General features: G+C 69.5%; 10 protein-coding genes. 4 read left to right on the forward strand and 6 right to left on the reverse strand.

Going from position 1 to position 14,070, the window contains the following annotated elements; all coding sequences use genetic code 11:
• The 5 genes from ACWFR1_RS24135 to ACWFR1_RS24155 all read right to left on the reverse strand — a co-directional run bounded on the left by ACWFR1_RS24135 (nt 1) and on the right by ACWFR1_RS24155 (nt 8,933).
• Nucleotides 1-954, reverse strand: coding sequence for an ABC transporter permease (locus ACWFR1_RS24135; protein WP_453554398.1), 954 nt, complete (start codon nt 952-954; stop codon nt 1-3).
• Nucleotides 947-1,879 carry an ABC transporter permease gene (locus ACWFR1_RS24140; protein ID WP_453554489.1) on the reverse strand — a complete coding sequence of 311 codons (933 nt, stop codon included), beginning with the start codon at nt 1,877-1,879 and terminating at the stop codon, nt 947-949. The genes ACWFR1_RS24135 and ACWFR1_RS24140 overlap by 8 nt, the downstream gene beginning before the upstream one ends.
• Nucleotides 1,880-2,055: 176 nt before the next feature.
• Nucleotides 2,056-3,696: a peptide ABC transporter substrate-binding protein gene (locus tag ACWFR1_RS24145; protein WP_453554400.1), complete on the reverse strand. Its 1,641-nt coding sequence runs from the start codon at nt 3,694-3,696 to the stop codon at nt 2,056-2,058.
• A gap of 480 nt (nt 3,697-4,176) precedes the next feature.
• Nucleotides 4,177-6,078 carry a translational GTPase TypA gene (gene typA, locus ACWFR1_RS24150; RefSeq protein ID WP_453554402.1) on the reverse strand — a complete coding sequence of 634 codons (1,902 nt, stop codon included), beginning with the start codon at nt 6,076-6,078 and terminating at the stop codon, nt 4,177-4,179.
• Nucleotides 6,079-6,455: 377 nt separating this feature from the next.
• On the reverse strand, nt 6,456-8,933 hold the full coding sequence (locus tag ACWFR1_RS24155; RefSeq protein WP_453554404.1) for an ABC transporter family substrate-binding protein: 2,478 nt from the start codon (nt 8,931-8,933) through the stop codon (nt 6,456-6,458).
• 248 nt (nt 8,934-9,181) lie between these two features.
• Here ACWFR1_RS24155 and ACWFR1_RS24160 point away from each other — a divergent pair, with 248 nt between their 5' ends.
• The 4 genes from ACWFR1_RS24160 to ACWFR1_RS24175 are packed head-to-tail and all read left to right on the forward strand — an operon-like array spanning nt 9,182 to nt 12,988.
• On the forward strand, nt 9,182-9,409 hold the full coding sequence (locus ACWFR1_RS24160; RefSeq protein WP_453554406.1) for a hypothetical protein: 228 nt from the start codon (nt 9,182-9,184) through the stop codon (nt 9,407-9,409).
• A 16-nt stretch (nt 9,410-9,425) separates the two neighbouring features.
• A complete protein-coding gene (locus ACWFR1_RS24165; protein ID WP_453554408.1) occupies nt 9,426-10,256 on the forward strand; it encodes a hypothetical protein in 831 nt (276 codons plus the stop codon).
• 57 nt (nt 10,257-10,313) lie between these two features.
• Nucleotides 10,314-12,221, forward strand: coding sequence for a fumarate reductase/succinate dehydrogenase flavoprotein subunit (locus ACWFR1_RS24170; protein WP_453554410.1), 1,908 nt, complete (start codon nt 10,314-10,316; stop codon nt 12,219-12,221).
• On the forward strand, nt 12,218-12,988 hold the full coding sequence (locus ACWFR1_RS24175; RefSeq protein WP_453554412.1) for a succinate dehydrogenase/fumarate reductase iron-sulfur subunit: 771 nt from the start codon (nt 12,218-12,220) through the stop codon (nt 12,986-12,988). Before ACWFR1_RS24170 ends, ACWFR1_RS24175 begins: the two co-directional genes overlap by 4 nt.
• Here the strand turns inward: ACWFR1_RS24175 and ACWFR1_RS24180 are convergent.
• On the reverse strand, nt 12,969-13,952 hold the full coding sequence (locus tag ACWFR1_RS24180; protein ID WP_453554414.1) for a transglutaminase domain-containing protein: 984 nt from the start codon (nt 13,950-13,952) through the stop codon (nt 12,969-12,971). The two genes, ACWFR1_RS24175 and ACWFR1_RS24180, sit on opposite strands and share 20 nt — an antisense overlap.
• Between the last annotated feature and the right edge of the window lie 118 nt (nt 13,953-14,070).

The following is a 14,070-nucleotide window of genomic DNA, read 5'->3' on the forward strand; positions in this document are numbered from 1 at the left end:
TCAGCGCAGCTTGGGGTCGAGGGCGTTGCGGACGGCTTCGCCGAGCATGATGAACGCCAGAACGGTGAGGCTCAGCATGATCGAGGGCCAGAGCAGGACGTGCGGGGCCACTCGGATCTGGGCGACACCCGCGGAGATGTCGACACCCCACGAGACGGTCGGGGCCGCGAGGCCCAGGCCGAGGAAGGACAGGGTGGCCTCGGCCGAGATGTAGCCGCCGAGCGCGATGGTCGCGACGACGATCACGGGCGCCATGGCGTTCGGCAGGATGTGCCGGAAGAGGATCCGGCTCGTGCCGGCGCCGAGGGCCTTCGCCGCGTGGACGTAGTCGGCCTGCTTGACCGTGATCACGGCACCGCGCATGACGCGGGTGATCTGGGTCCAGCCGAGGAACGCGAGGGCGAAGACGACGACCCAGACGGTCCGCTCGACGAACGACTGCAGGACGACCATGGCGCCGAGCAGGAACGGGATGCCGAAGAAGACGTCGGTGATGCGGGACAGGATCGCGTCGACGATGCCGCCGAAGTAGCCCGAGATCATGCCCATGATGCCGCCGATGACGGTGACGATCGCGGTGACGCAGACGCCGACGATGATCGAGGCACGGGTGCCGTGGATCAGTCGGGCGTAGACGGAGCGGCCCTGCTGGTCGTAGCCCAGCCATTCCGGCGAGCCGACGCTGCCCAGCTCCGGCTTGCTCAGGAAGTGGTGGACCAGGTCACCGGCGGTCGGGGACGCGCTGGTGAAGAGGGTCGGCCACACCGAGACCAGCAGCAGCAGCGCGATCAGCGCCGACGAGATGATGAAGTACGGGTTGCGGCGCAGGTCGGTCCAGGCGTCGCCCCAGAGGCTGCGGGGCTTCTCCTGCTTCGCCACCGGAGCGGACACGTCCACCGAGGGGGTGGCGACGGTGTCCTTGGCTGCGGTAGCGGTCTTGGTCACGTCAGGCATACCGGATCCTCGGGTCCAGGACCGCGTACAGCAGGTCGATGAGCAGGCTGGTGACGAGGTAGACGAGCACCAGGACGGTGACGAGGCCCACCAGGGTCTCGCCTTCACGCCGGGAGATCGACTCGGCGATGACGCCGCCGATGCCCTTGATGTTGAAGATGAACTCGGTGATGACCGCACCGCCCATCAGGGCGCCGATGTCGGTGCCGAGGAAGGTGACCACGGGGATCATCGAGTTGCGCATCAGGTGGACGCCGATGACCCGGCGCCGCGGCAGGCCCTTGGCGACTGCCGTACGCATGTAGTCGGCGCGCAGGTTCTCCGCCATGGAGGTACGGGTGAGCCGCGCCACATAGGCAAGGGAGAGACCGCCGAGCACGACGGCCGGAGCGATCATTTCGCTCAGCTGGGGCTCGGTGCTGACGTTCGGGTCGATCCAGCCCAGGTTGAAGGCGAACACCATCTTGATGATGTAACCGAGGACGAAGACCGGGATCGAGATGATCAGCAGGGTGAAGATCAGGATCGCGTTGTCGGCCAGCCGGCCGGCGCGCAGACCGCCGATGATGCCCAGGCCGATGCCGAAGATCAGCTCGATGGCGAACGCCAGGGCGCCCAGCTGAAGGGTGATGGGGAACGCGTCGCCGAGCACCTCGGTGACCGGGCGTCCGTTACGGATCTGGGTACCGAAGTCCTGGTGCCAGATCATGTCCCACATATAAGTGACGTACTGCAGCCAAGCCGGCCGGTCGAGACCCAGCTCGTGGCGCTTCGCGGCGAGTGTCGCCGGGTCGGCGCCCTTGTCGCCGAACATCGCCAGCACGGGGTCACCGGGCAGGCTGCGCACCATGAGGAAGATCAGCAGGGTCGTCCCGAGGAAAACCGGGATCATCTGGAGCAGTCGTCGTGCGACATAACGCCCCATCATGCCTCCGTTGAGATGTGACAGCGGCAACCGACGGGCCCTCCCATGGCACAGCTATGCCCGGTTCCGGGCACGGCTATGTCGTGGAAGGGCCCCCCAGCCACTGCGTAAGGCACCGAGACGGGACTTGACGGTCCGTCAAGTCCCGTGACGGCGTGCGGACTACGCTTGGGTGATTACTTCTTGACCTCGACGCCGGTCAGGATCGGGTCGCCGTCCTGACCGTAGGCCACGCCCGAAACCTTCTCGGAGAAGCCCGCGTTGACCTTGTAGTACCAGAGCGGGATGGACGGCATGTAGTTCTTGAGGTCCTTCTCGATCGCCTGGTAGGCCTTGACGGACTCGTCAAGGGTGGCGGCCGAGTCGGCCTTCGCGATCTTGGCGTCCAGCTCCTTGTTGGAGAAGTCGCCCTGGTTGCCGCCCGCACCCGTGCGGAACAGGTCCGAGATGAAGTTGGCGTTCACCGGGTAGTCGAGCACCCAGCCGGAGCGGTAGATCGACTTGACCTGCTTGGTCTTGCGAGCGGTCAGGTCGGCCTGGAAGTCCGGCTTGCCGTCGCCGACACACTGGACGGTCGTGGCCTGGGTGATGGAGTTGCAGACAGCGTCCACCCACTCCTTGTGGCCACCGTCGGCGTTGTACTGGATGGAGATCTTGTTGTTCGGAACGCCACCGCCGGCCTTGATGAGGTCCTTGGCCGCGGCGGGGTCGAACTTGGTGACGCCGGCGCCGCCGTCCTCCTGGAAGCCCAGGACGCCCTTGGCCACCCAGCCGGTCGCGGGCTCACGCGTGCCGTTCAGCACCGTCTTGGTGATGGTGGCACGGTCGATCGCCATGGACAGACCCTGGATGACCCGGGGGTCGACCAGCTTCGGCTTCTTCCACTGGTCGGCGTAGAAGGCGATGGCGATGGTCTGGATCGCGGAGTACGGCTGGTCCACGGCACGGTCGCCGAGGTCCTGGCGGTAGACCGGGAGGTCCTTCGGCGCGATCTGACGCAGGACGTCGACGTTGCCGGACTTCAGGTCCTCGTACGCGGCCTCGAGGGTGGTGTAGTTCTTGAAGACCACACCGCCGTTCTTCGCCTTGTTCGGGCCCTTGTAGTCGTCGTACCGCGTGATCTCGATCTTCTTCTTGTGGTCCCAGCTCTTGAACTTGTAGGGACCGTTGCCGACCGGCTTCTGGCCGCCCGCGGCCGGGTCCTTGTAGAAGGACTCGGCCATCGGCGCGAAGACGATGTAGGCGAGCTTGTGACCGAAGTACGGGACGGCCTTCGTGAGCTCGATCTTGAAGGTGGTCTCGTCGACGACGGACAGGCCCTCGAGCTTGTCGGCGGTCTGCTTCGCACCCTCGGCGTCCGGGTGGACCTTGTCGTAGCCCTTGATGTCCGCGAACCAGGACGCGAGGCCCTGGGCGTTCTTCAGGCTGGCGTTCCAGTTCCACGCGTCCACGTAGGACTTGGAGGTCACCGGGGTGCCGTCGTGGAAGGTCCAGCCCGGCTTGAGCTTGACGGTCCAGGTCTTCGAGTCCGTCGTGGTGACCGACTCGGCGTTGATCATCTCCAGCGAGCCGTCGGCCTTGTAGTCGACCAGGGTCGAGAACAGGCCGGCCATCACGGCGGAGCCGTTGGACTCCATCGTGTCGCCGGTGAGCAGGGGCTTCTCAGGCTCGCCCAGCTCGATGGAGAAAATTCCGTTCGGGTCAACAGCGCCCTTGCCGTCGCCGGCGTCGTTGCCCTTACCCCCGCCACAGGCGGTCGCAGCCAGGGCGACGATGATCGCGCCCGTTACCCACTTGGCGCTCTTGGCACCGCGCATGGGTTCCTCCTCATGAGTCCACTTTTGTCACTACAAGAGGGGCACTTCGAGTTCGCCGACACCCCTGACGGCGTTGCACTCAAGTGCCCCGAGTGTGCTCGTGAGTCGGCACTCCCCACAGTGCGTGACCCATTGACCCGAGCTCAATGGAGCCAACTATTAAGTACGCCCGGGCTGTAAACCACACTTAAGTGGTCTCGTTTTGACAACATCACCAAGGGCCCAGATACCGAAATCCGGACAAACTGAGCACAGACAGACACCCCCGAAACGGACCGTTAACACACGTACCGGAGAGCGATGGCCGATATGCGGACACTCGGCCCTCGAAATGGGGTTGACGGAACTTGACGAAAAGCCCGGGCCCCCACAGGTATCTGTGGGGGCCCGGGCTCCGGCGCTGACGCTATGTCAGTCGAGAGCGGCGAAGATCACAGGTCGATGACCTACCCCGCCGCGCTCGGCCGTATGCGACCTTACTCAGGCGTTCTTGGCGCGGGAAGACGCACGACCACGCGCGTTCTGGTCCAGGATGACCTTGCGGATACGCACGGCCTCCGGGGTGACCTCGACGCACTCGTCGTCGCGGCAGAACTCCAGGGACTGCTCCAGGGAGAGCTTCCGCGGCGGGACGATCGCCTCGAAGGAGTCGGCGGAGGCGGAGCGCATGTTGGTGAGCTTCTTCTCCTTGGTGATGTTCACGTCCATGTCGTCGGAGCGGGAGTTCTCGCCGACGATCATGCCCTCGTACACCTCGGTGCCGGGGTCGGTGAACAGGACGCCGCGCTCCTGGAGGTTCGTCATCGCGAAGGCGGTGACGGCGCCGGCGCGGTCGGCGACCAGCGAACCGTTGTTACGGGTCGTCAGCGTGCCGAACCACGGCTCGTGGCCCTCGTGGATCGAGTGGGCGATGCCCGTACCGCGGGTGTTGGTGAGGAACTCCGTACGGAAGCCGATGAGGCCACGGGACGGAACGACGAACTCCATGCGGACCCAGCCGGAGCCGTGGTTCGACATGTTGTCCATGCGGCCCTTGCGGACACCCATGAGCTGCGTGACCGCGCCCATGTGCTCCTCGGGGACGTCGACCGTCAGACGCTCGACGGGCTCGTGCACCTTGCCGTCGACGAGCTTCGTGACGACCTGCGGCTTGCCGATGGTGAGCTCGAAGCCCTCGCGGCGCATCTGCTCGACCAGGATGGCGAGCGCGAGCTCACCACGGCCCTGGACCTCCCAGGCGTCGGGACGCTCGGTGTCGAGGACGCGGAGCGAGACGTTACCGATCAGCTCGCGGTCCAGACGGTCCTTGACCTGGCGGGCGGTGACCTTGCGCTGCTTGACCGCGGACTTGGCGTCCGCGCCCTTGCCGGTGCCACCGCGACCGACGAGCGGCGAGGTGTTCGTACCGATGGTCATGGAGATCGCCGGCTGGTCGACCGTGATCAGCGGCAGCGCGATCGGGTTCTCCGGGTCGGCCAGGGTCTCGCCGATCATGATGTCGGGGATACCGGCGACGGCGCAGATGTCACCGGGGCCGGCGACCTCCGCGGGCTTGCGGGTGAGCGCCTCGGTCATCATCAGCTCGGTGATGCGGACGTTGGCGATCGTGCCGTCACGCTTGATCCACGCGACCGTCTGGCCCTTGCGCAGCTCGCCCTGCTCGACGCGGAGGAGCGCGATACGGCCGAGGAAGTTGTCGGCGTCCAGGTTGGTGACGTGGGCCTGGAGGGGGGCCTCCTCGTCGTACACCGGGGCCGGGACGTGCTCCAGGATGGCGGCGAAGAACGGCTCCAGGCTGTCGCTGTCCGCGGGGACCGTGCCGTTCTCCGGCTTGGTCAGCGAGGCGATGCCGTCACGGCCGCAGGCGTAGACGATCGGGAACTCGATCTGGTCCTCGTCCGCGTCCAGGTCGAGGAAGAGGTCGTAGGTCTCGTTGACGACCTCGTCGATCCGGGAGTCCGGACGGTCCGTCTTGTTGATGCAGAGGATGACGGGCTTGCGCTGCTGGAGGGCCTTGCGCAGCACGAAGCGGGTCTGCGGGAGCGGACCCTCGGAGGCGTCCACGAGGAGGACGACCGCGTCCACCATCGAGAGACCGCGCTCGACCTCGCCACCGAAGTCGGCGTGGCCCGGGGTGTCGATGATGTTGATCGTGATCGGGGCCCCGCCGTCCTTGGGGTGATACTTCACCGCCGTGTTCTTGGCGAGGATCGTGATGCCCTTCTCACGTTCCAGGTCGTTCGAGTCCATCATGCGGTCGTCGAGCTGCTGGTGGGCGGCGAAGGCACCGGCCTGCTTGAGCATGGCGTCGACGATGGTCGTCTTGCCATGGTCGACGTGGGCGACGATGGCGACGTTACGGATGTCGTGGCGCGTGGGCATGGGTGCTTGCGCTTCTCTCGGATCGTGGGATGCGGCGTCAGTTCCTCGTACGCCCGCCGGGCGGACGCGCCACGGCTATGTCCTATGGTACGGGGCTGCCGCGCAAGGGGCTTCCCCGCCCGGATCCAAGAGGGTCTTCTGGGGGTTTCGGTGCGTGCTCGGGGGGTATCGGTGTGTGCTCAAGAGCTGCGGTGGGTGCCCGGTCGCGCTGGGGACGCTCCGGGCACTGCGTCTGGTGCGGTGGTGCGACTGCGGTGTGACAGCGGACAGGCCGGGTCAAGCGGCCGACGCGATCCTGCCCGCCGGGATCACCGGCGGGCAAGGAACTTGAGCTGCTTCTGAGGTTGTGGCCAGCGGTTTCGGAGAGTTTGGAGCTTTCAGCGGTTTCGCTCTGCTCCGTTGGAGGATTCGGGCTTCTTGAAGCCGATGTCCTGATAGCGCGGAACGGCGAGCCCCCAGGCCCCCGCGTTCACCACTTCGGCCTTCGCGGCGACGAGCTGCGGACGCTGGTACAGGGGGATGGAACCGGCCGCGGCCCAGATACGGGCGTCCGCCTGGCGGACGAGCTCACGGGCCTCCTCCTCGTCGAGCGTCCCGGCCGCCTGGTCGAAGAGCTGGTCGATGCGGTCGGTGCCGACCCGCGAGTAGTTCTGCTCGACCAGGAGCGAGCCGTCCGACGCGGGCTCGGGCTTGGCGAAGATCGGCCGGGCGTCGGTCGCCGGGAAGGCGGAGGCCGGCCAGGAGTAGAGGGCCAGGTCGTAGTCGCCGGCGGCTACGTGGTCCTTGAAGAAGCTGTCGTCGGAGACCTTGGTGACCTGCGTACGGATCCCCACCGCGTCGAGCATCCGGACGATCCGGTCGCCGACCGCGCGCAGCGACTCGGAGCCGGGTCCCGAGGGCAGGACGAAGCGGAGGCTGAGCGCCTTGCCGTCCTTGCCGAGGGCCCGCGCGGCGGCGGCCTCGGGAGCGGTCACGGGGGCCGCGGTGCCGAGCGGGGCGTAGGCGCCGGCCACTCCCCGGTCCGTCTTGGCGACCGGGTGGGCGGCCCGGGGGCCGGAGCCCGTACCGGTGTCGAGCGCCTCGGCCCGGGCGAGGAGCGCGGCGCTCTGGCGGGACGCGACGACGGCCGGGGCGAGGACGCCGGTGCCGTTCTCGGGGCCCGCGGCGCCGATGACGGGGACGGGGAGGGCCCTGCGGTCGCCCGGCTTGTCGTCGCCGACGATGTAGAGGCCCTCGTCGGACGCGGTGTCGTCCGCCTTCTTCTTGGCGTCGGTGGAGGAGGCGTCGGTGGCGGAGCCGTCGGCCTTGTCGCCGGACGTCGTCTCCTTCTTCTCCTGCTCCTTCTTCTCCTGCTCCTTCTTCTCCTGCTCCTTCTTGCCCTGCTCCGTCTTCTTCTTGGCTGCCTTCTCCGCCTCGCTGCCGGCCTCGGCGCCGTCCTTCGCGGCGGGCTTCCGCAGCGCGCCGCCCGGGACCCAGCCGGCGTCGGCGAGGAGCGCCCGCGCCTCCTTGGTGTCCTGGTCGCCGAGCGCGTCGCTGCTGTCCGCGTACGCGGCCTGCCCGGCGAGGGCCAGGTGGCTGCCGGGGGGCGTCGCCGGGAGGCCGAGCGGCTTGAGTACGGATTCGGCCAGTTCCTGGCGGTCGATGGCGCGGGCCACCGCCCGCCGTACCCGCTCGTCGGCGAGCGGGCCGGACTCGCCGTTCAGCGAGAGCTGGGTGTAGGCGGGCTCCAGGGACTTGCGGACCACGAAGCCGGCGAGGGCGTCCTGCTCGCTCGCGTACCGGGCGACGGCCTTCTGGTTCTTCTCGCGGGCGGCCTGGACCTCCTCCGCCAGCTCCTCGTCGGAGCCGTTGGCGAGGGCCCAGGACTTCAGGGCCCGCGCGGGGGTGATCGCCGAGCCGGGGCCGTGGGCGAGGGCCGCCTGCGCGCCGTTCCGGCCGGCGCGGGCGTCCCGGAGCGCGAGGGCGATCCGGTCGGCCGTCGAGCGGTCGATCTCGGCCAGGTCGAGCTTGCCGGCGGCGAGGGCGGCGGAGCGGTCGGCCCGGGGGACGGCCTTGAGAACGAGACTGTCGAGCTTGGCCGACTGCCCCCACCAGCGGGGGTTGCGGGCCAGGTTGACATCGCCGCTCCGGCGGTCGATCGACTTCAGCAGGAACGGTCCTGCAGTGGCCTTGAGGGTGGTGCGCGCCCCGTCGTTGAAGGAGTTCGGGGACCCCATGACCTGCTTCGGGTAGAGCGGGGTGAAGAGGGACTGCCAGTCGGCGTAGGGCTTGGAGAAGGTAACCCGGACCTCCAGGTCGTTCTTGCCCCGCTCGATCTTCTCGATCCGCTCGTAGCCGGAGTTGCGGGCGGTCCAGTACGCGGTGTCGCGGCCGCTCAGCGCGCGCCACTGGGCCACGAAGTCGGGGGCTCCGAGCTCGCGCCCGTCGCTCCACACCGCCTGCTGGTTGAGCTTGTAGAGGACGACCTGCTTGGGCTCGGTCTCGACGACCTTCGCGGACTCCAGGTAGTCCGGGTTCAGCTGCGGCCGGCCCCGCTCGTCGAGCGTGTAGAGGGAGGGGAGCACGGCCCCGGCGATGCGGGCGGTGGTGCCGTCGGCGTCGGCCTGGAAGCTGTTGAGGGTGGTGGGCAGCGCGTCGACGGCCCAGCGCAGCGTGCCGCCGTCGGCGACGTCGCCGCGGGCGGCGGGGGCGTTGTCCTGCGCGGCGGCCGGGGCCTCGCCGGCGTCGTCGGAGCTGCAGCCGGCGAGCACGGTGACGGCGAGGACCGCACTGGTGAGGGTGGCGACGGAGCGGAGCGTGCGGGAGCGGGGGCTCCTGGAGCATGTCCTCCCGCGAGGGGCGCCGAACTGGGACATGACTTGTACCCCTTCGTCCAGATTTATGCCATTTGGAGATGATCAGACCTATTGCTCATACACTGAAAGGGACGGAGCGGATCCGGCCACGGCGACACGGCGACACGTCCGGGAATCCCCACTCGTGCGGCCCAACGACCCCGCCCGGGGGCGCTCCGGACGAGTGGAAACCCGTGCACATGGCTTCCCAAGCGGGATGTGACGCGCGACACTCCTGCCGAAGCCGCTCGCGGAAGTGAGGGCAACCCATGTCGGTTCAGGACGATCTGGCGGCCGTCAGGCGTCGCCTGCAAGACCTGGAGCACACGGTCGAAGAGCTGGAACGGCGCGTCGGCACGGAGCGGGGCGCACCCCGGCCGTCGTCCGAGGGCCGCGCCGAGAGCATGGTGACCATCCCCGACGCCCCGTACGACTCCGGGCTGTGGACGGACACCGACGACGAGGGACTGGGAGCACGCGACCGCCACGCGCCGTAGAGCCGAGGAGGCCCTGTTGGCCAGAGGTACGGAAACCCCGACGAGCCACAGATCGGCGACGGGGGTGCGCTCCGCGGGGCGCGCCGCGATCGCCGCCCGCCATCTGCGCACCGACCGCTGGTGGCTCTCGCCCGCCGCCACCGCCGCCGGACTGCTCGCCTTCGTCGCGTACTCGACCTGGCGCGCCTTCGCCGCGGCCGACTACTACGCCGCCCCCTACGTCTCGCCGTTCTACTCGCCCTGTCTGGCGTCGAACTGCGTCCCCATGAAGGGCGGGCCGAACTGGGAGATCTTCGGCAGCTGGTGGGGGCTCTCCCCCGCCCTGCTGATCCTGATCTTCCCGCTCGGCTTCCGGCTGACCTGCTACTACTACCGCAAGGCGTACTACCGGGGCTTCTGGGCGTCACCCCCGGCCTGCGCGGTCGCCGAGCCCCACCGGACGTACACCGGCGAGACGCGCTTCCCGCTGCTCCTGCAGAACCTCCACCGGTACTTCTTCTACGTGGCGCTGCCGGTCGCCGGAGTCCTCACGTACGACACCGTGCTGACCTTCCGGGACGCCTCGTACGCCTGGGGGCACGCGGGGCTCGGGACGCTCGTCTTCCTCGTGAACATCGCCCTCATCTGGGCCTACACCCTGTCCTGCCACTCCTGCCGGCACATCGTCGGCGGGCGGCTGCGGCACTTCTCGAAGCACCCCGTCCGGTACCGGCTGTGGACCTGGACCGGACGGCTGAACGGACGGCACATGCAGCTCGCGTGGGCCTCGCTGATCAGCGTCGCCGTGTGCGACCTGTACGTGTACCTGCTCGCGACCGGCACCTTCGACGACCCGAGGTTCTTCTGACGTGAGCCGCTCGGGCCCTTCCGACGTGAGGTTCTTCTGACGTGAGGTTCTTCTGAGATGGCAGTGGTGGAGCGACAGCAGTGGGACGTGGTCGTGGTCGGCGCCGGCGGGGCCGGGCTGCGGGCCGCGATCGAGGCCCGCCGGGCGGGCGCGCGTACCGCCGTGATCTGCAAGTCCCTCTTCGGCAAGGCCCACACCGTCATGGCCGAGGGCGGCATCGCCGCTTCCATGGCCAACGTCCACGCGCAGGACAACTGGAAGGTGCACTTCCGCGACACCATGCGCGGTGGGAAGTTCCTCAACCAGTGGCGGATGGCCGAGCTGCACGCCCAGGAGGCCCCGGAGCGGGTCTGGGAGCTGGAGACCTGGGGCGCCCTCTTCGACCGCACCCCGGACGGCCGGATCTCGCAGCGCAACTTCGGCGGGCACGAGTACCCGCGGCTCGCGCACGTCGGCGACCGGACCGGCCTCGAACTCATCCGGACCCTCCAGCAGCGGATCGTCGGCCTCCAGCAGGAGGACCACCGCGAGACCGGCGACCACGAGGCCGGGCTGAAGGTCTTCCAGGAGTTCACCGTCACGCGGATCCTGAAGGACGCGGACGGGAAGGTCGCCGGGGTCTTCTGTTACGAGCGGGAGAGCGGCCGCTTCCACGTCCTGGAGGCGCCCTCGGTCGTCCTCGCGACCGGCGGCATCGGCAAGTCCTTCAAGGTCACCTCGAACTCGTGGGAGTACACCGGCGACGGTCACGCGCTGGCGCTGCTCGCGGGCGCGCCGCTCGTGAACATGGAGTTCGTGCAGTTCCATCCGACCGGGATGGTCTGGCCGCCCTCGGTGAAGGGGATCCTCGTCACCGAGTCCGTACGCGGCGACGGCGGGGTGCTGCGGAACTCCGAGGGCAAGCGGTTCATGTTCGACTACGTCCCCGACGTCTTCAAGGAGAAGTACGCGCAGTCGGAGGAGGAAGGGGACCGCTGGTACGAGGATCCCGACCACAACCGGCGCCCGCCCGAGCTGCTGCCGCGCGACGAGGTGGCACGGGCCATCAACGCCGAGGTGAAGGCGGGACGCGGCTCCCCGCACGGCGGGGTGTTCCTCGACGTGTCGACGCGGATGCCGGCGGAGGTGATCCGGCGGCGGCTCCCCTCGATGTACCACCAGTTCAAGGAGCTGGCCGACGTCGACATCACGGCGGAGGCCATGGAGGTCGGGCCCACCTGCCACTACGTGATGGGCGGCGTGGCCGTCGGCTCCGAGACGGCGGCGACGGTCGGCGTGCCCGGGCTCTTCGCGGCCGGCGAGGTGGCCGGCGGCATGCACGGCTCCAACCGGCTCGGCGGCAACTCCCTCTCCGACCTGCTCGTCTTCGGCCGGCGGGCCGGGCTCCACGCGGCGCGGTACGCGGTGTCCGGAGCGGGCGGCGGGGTCGTGGAGGCCGACGTCGAGGCCGCGGCGGCGGAGGCGCTGGCGCCGTTCACCGAGTTCTCGGGCGGCGCGCCGGAGAACCCGTACACCCTCCACCAGGAGCTCCAGCAGACGATGAACGACCTCGTCGGGATCATCCGGCGGGAGGGCGAGATGGCCGAGGCCCTGGAGCGGATCGCTGCCCTGCGGGAGCGGGCCGGCCGGGTCTCCGTCGAGGGGCACCGGCAGTTCAACCCGGGCTGGCACCTCGCCCTCGACCTGCGGAACATGCTCCTGGTCGGCGAGTGCGTGGCCCGGGCCGCCCTGGAGCGCACCGAGTCCCGGGGCGGGCACACCCGGGAGGACCACCCCGCGATGGTGCGGGAATGGCGCCCGGTGAACCTCCTGTGCCATGCCGACGGCGACGGCATCGGGCTCGAACGCGTCCGTACCGAGCCGATCCGGCCGGACCTGCTCGCCCTCTTCGAGCAGGAGGAGCTGGCCAAGTACCTCGCCGACGGTGAGCTGGAAGGGCAGCGGGAAGGGGAGCTGGGGTCATGAGTACGTACGACGCACGGTTCCGGGTGTGGCGCGGCGACGCCGACGGCGGCGAACTGACCGACTACACGGTCGAGGTGCACGACGGCGAGGTCGTCCTCGACGTCGTCCACCGGCTCCAGGCCACCCAGGCGCCGGACCTGGCGGTGCGCTGGAACTGCAAGGCGGGCAAGTGCGGTTCGTGCTCGGCCGAGATCAACGGACGGCCCCGGCTGCTCTGCATGACCCGGATGTCGGTCTTCGGGCGGGACGAGGTGATCACCGTGACCCCGATGCGCGCCTTCCCGGTCGTCCGCGACCTGGTCACGGACGTCTCCTTCAACTACGCGAAGGCCCGGGAGATCCCGGCGTTCGTGCCGCCGCCCGGGGTCGGCCCCGGCGAGTACCGGATGCGGCAGGAGGACGTGGACCGCTCGCAGGAGTTCAGGAAGTGCATCGAGTGCTTCCTCTGCCAGGACACCTGCCATGTGGTGCGCGACCACGAGGAGAACAAGGCGGCCTTCGCCGGGCCCCGCTTCCTCATGCGGGTCGCGGAGCTCGACATGCACCCGCTGGACGCGGCGGAGGAGGCCGGCGTCGACCGGCGGCGGAGCGCGCAGGAGGAGCACGGGCTCGGCTACTGCAACATCACCAAGTGCTGTACGGAGGTGTGCCCGGAGTCCATCCGGATCACCGACAACGCGCTGATCCCGCTGAAGGAGCGGGTCGTGGACCGGAAGTACGACCCGCTGGTCTGGCTCGGCAACACGATCAGACGGCGGAAGGCGTAGCGGACTCCGGCCGCGCGGCGGATGCCGCGCCCACGCCGGCTCCCGCGCCCGCTCCGGCGCCGGCTGCCACGCCGGCTCCCACGCCCGCTCCCACGCCCGCTCCCACGCCCGCTCCGGCGCTCGCTCCGGCACTCGCTCCCGCGCTCCAGCGGCCGAGGACGGGCTCGGCGAGCGTCCGGGCGGGGCGGCACAGCGTCTGACCGTGCCGCGCGAACAGCTCGTCGCGCGAGTCGAAGCGGCCGAGGTCCGCGCGGAGGTGGGCGGAGAGGTCGCAGGGCGCGGTGGAGCCCGCGCACGCGGCGGGCGCGTCCCAGTCCACCGAGGTGCGGGCCACGGCCTCGAAGAGCGTCTCAGGGCCGGAGTTGGTGAAACCGGCGTCCGCCGTACGCGCTTCCCCGGCCTCGGCCCCGGCCCCGGCCCCGGCCCCGGCCTCGGTCTCGGTCTCGGTCTCGGTCTCGAAGAGCTCCGCGACCGGCACCCAGACGCCGTCGAGCAGGAACTCCGGCCAGGCCAGCAGGACTTCCTCGGGCACGAAGGGGCGCAGCTTCGGGAAGCGCGGGTACCAGAAGGTGCCGTCGACCAGCAGGCCCCGCACACGGGTCGGCACGCCGAGCGACCTGGCCACCGCCTCCAGGACCGCCATGCGCTGGCTGCACGAGCCACGGCCGAGCCGCAGCGTCCGGGACACCCGGCGCCGGTCCTCCACCGAGTACACCGGGCGGACGGTCGGGACGACGATCCCGTGGGCCGTCCTGAGCCGGTCGCGCGCCGTCACCGCGCCCCGCTCGTCCGCCTCCCGCAGGACCCTCGCCACGAACGCCACGACCAGCGGGTGCTCCAGGTCGAGGATCGGCGTGGGTCGGGTGGACCCGGCGGCTTCCTCGGACCTTTCTGCGGTCCGGCCGGTGGGTCGGGGTGTGGTCCGGCCTGTGGTCCTGACGGGCATCAGAAGGCGACTGGTCATGGCGTACTCCCCCTCGGTGCGGCGGCACGTCGGGCCGTCGCACGTCATCCTCCACCTCGCCGGCCGGGCCCGCGCACGCGGGGCACAGTTGCCGCCGGGGCGCGCGCCACCCTAGTGT

The sequence above is a fragment of the Streptomyces sp. NPDC055103 genome, assembly GCF_053607625.1.

What these genes read in the sequence shown, in the direction of transcription:
- ACWFR1_RS24135 (WP_453554398.1), bottom strand. Translation starts at nt 954, where the DNA reads ATGCCTGACGTGACCAAGACCGCTACCGCAGCCAAGGACACCGTCGCC.
- ACWFR1_RS24140 (WP_453554489.1), bottom strand. Translation starts at nt 1,879, where the DNA reads ATGGGGCGTTATGTCGCACGACGACTGCTCCAGATGATCCCGGTTTTC.
- ACWFR1_RS24145 (WP_453554400.1), bottom strand. Translation starts at nt 3,696, where the DNA reads ATGCGCGGTGCCAAGAGCGCCAAGTGGGTAACGGGCGCGATCATCGTC.
- typA (WP_453554402.1), bottom strand. Translation starts at nt 6,078, where the DNA reads ATGCCCACGCGCCACGACATCCGTAACGTCGCCATCGTCGCCCACGTC.
- ACWFR1_RS24155 (WP_453554404.1), bottom strand. Translation starts at nt 8,933, where the DNA reads ATGTCCCAGTTCGGCGCCCCTCGCGGGAGGACATGCTCCAGGAGCCCC.
- ACWFR1_RS24160 (WP_453554406.1), top strand. Translation starts at nt 9,182, where the DNA reads ATGTCGGTTCAGGACGATCTGGCGGCCGTCAGGCGTCGCCTGCAAGAC.
- ACWFR1_RS24170 (WP_453554410.1), top strand. Translation starts at nt 10,314, where the DNA reads ATGGCAGTGGTGGAGCGACAGCAGTGGGACGTGGTCGTGGTCGGCGCC.
- ACWFR1_RS24175 (WP_453554412.1), top strand. Translation starts at nt 12,218, where the DNA reads ATGAGTACGTACGACGCACGGTTCCGGGTGTGGCGCGGCGACGCCGAC.
- ACWFR1_RS24180 (WP_453554414.1), bottom strand. Translation starts at nt 13,952, where the DNA reads ATGACCAGTCGCCTTCTGATGCCCGTCAGGACCACAGGCCGGACCACA.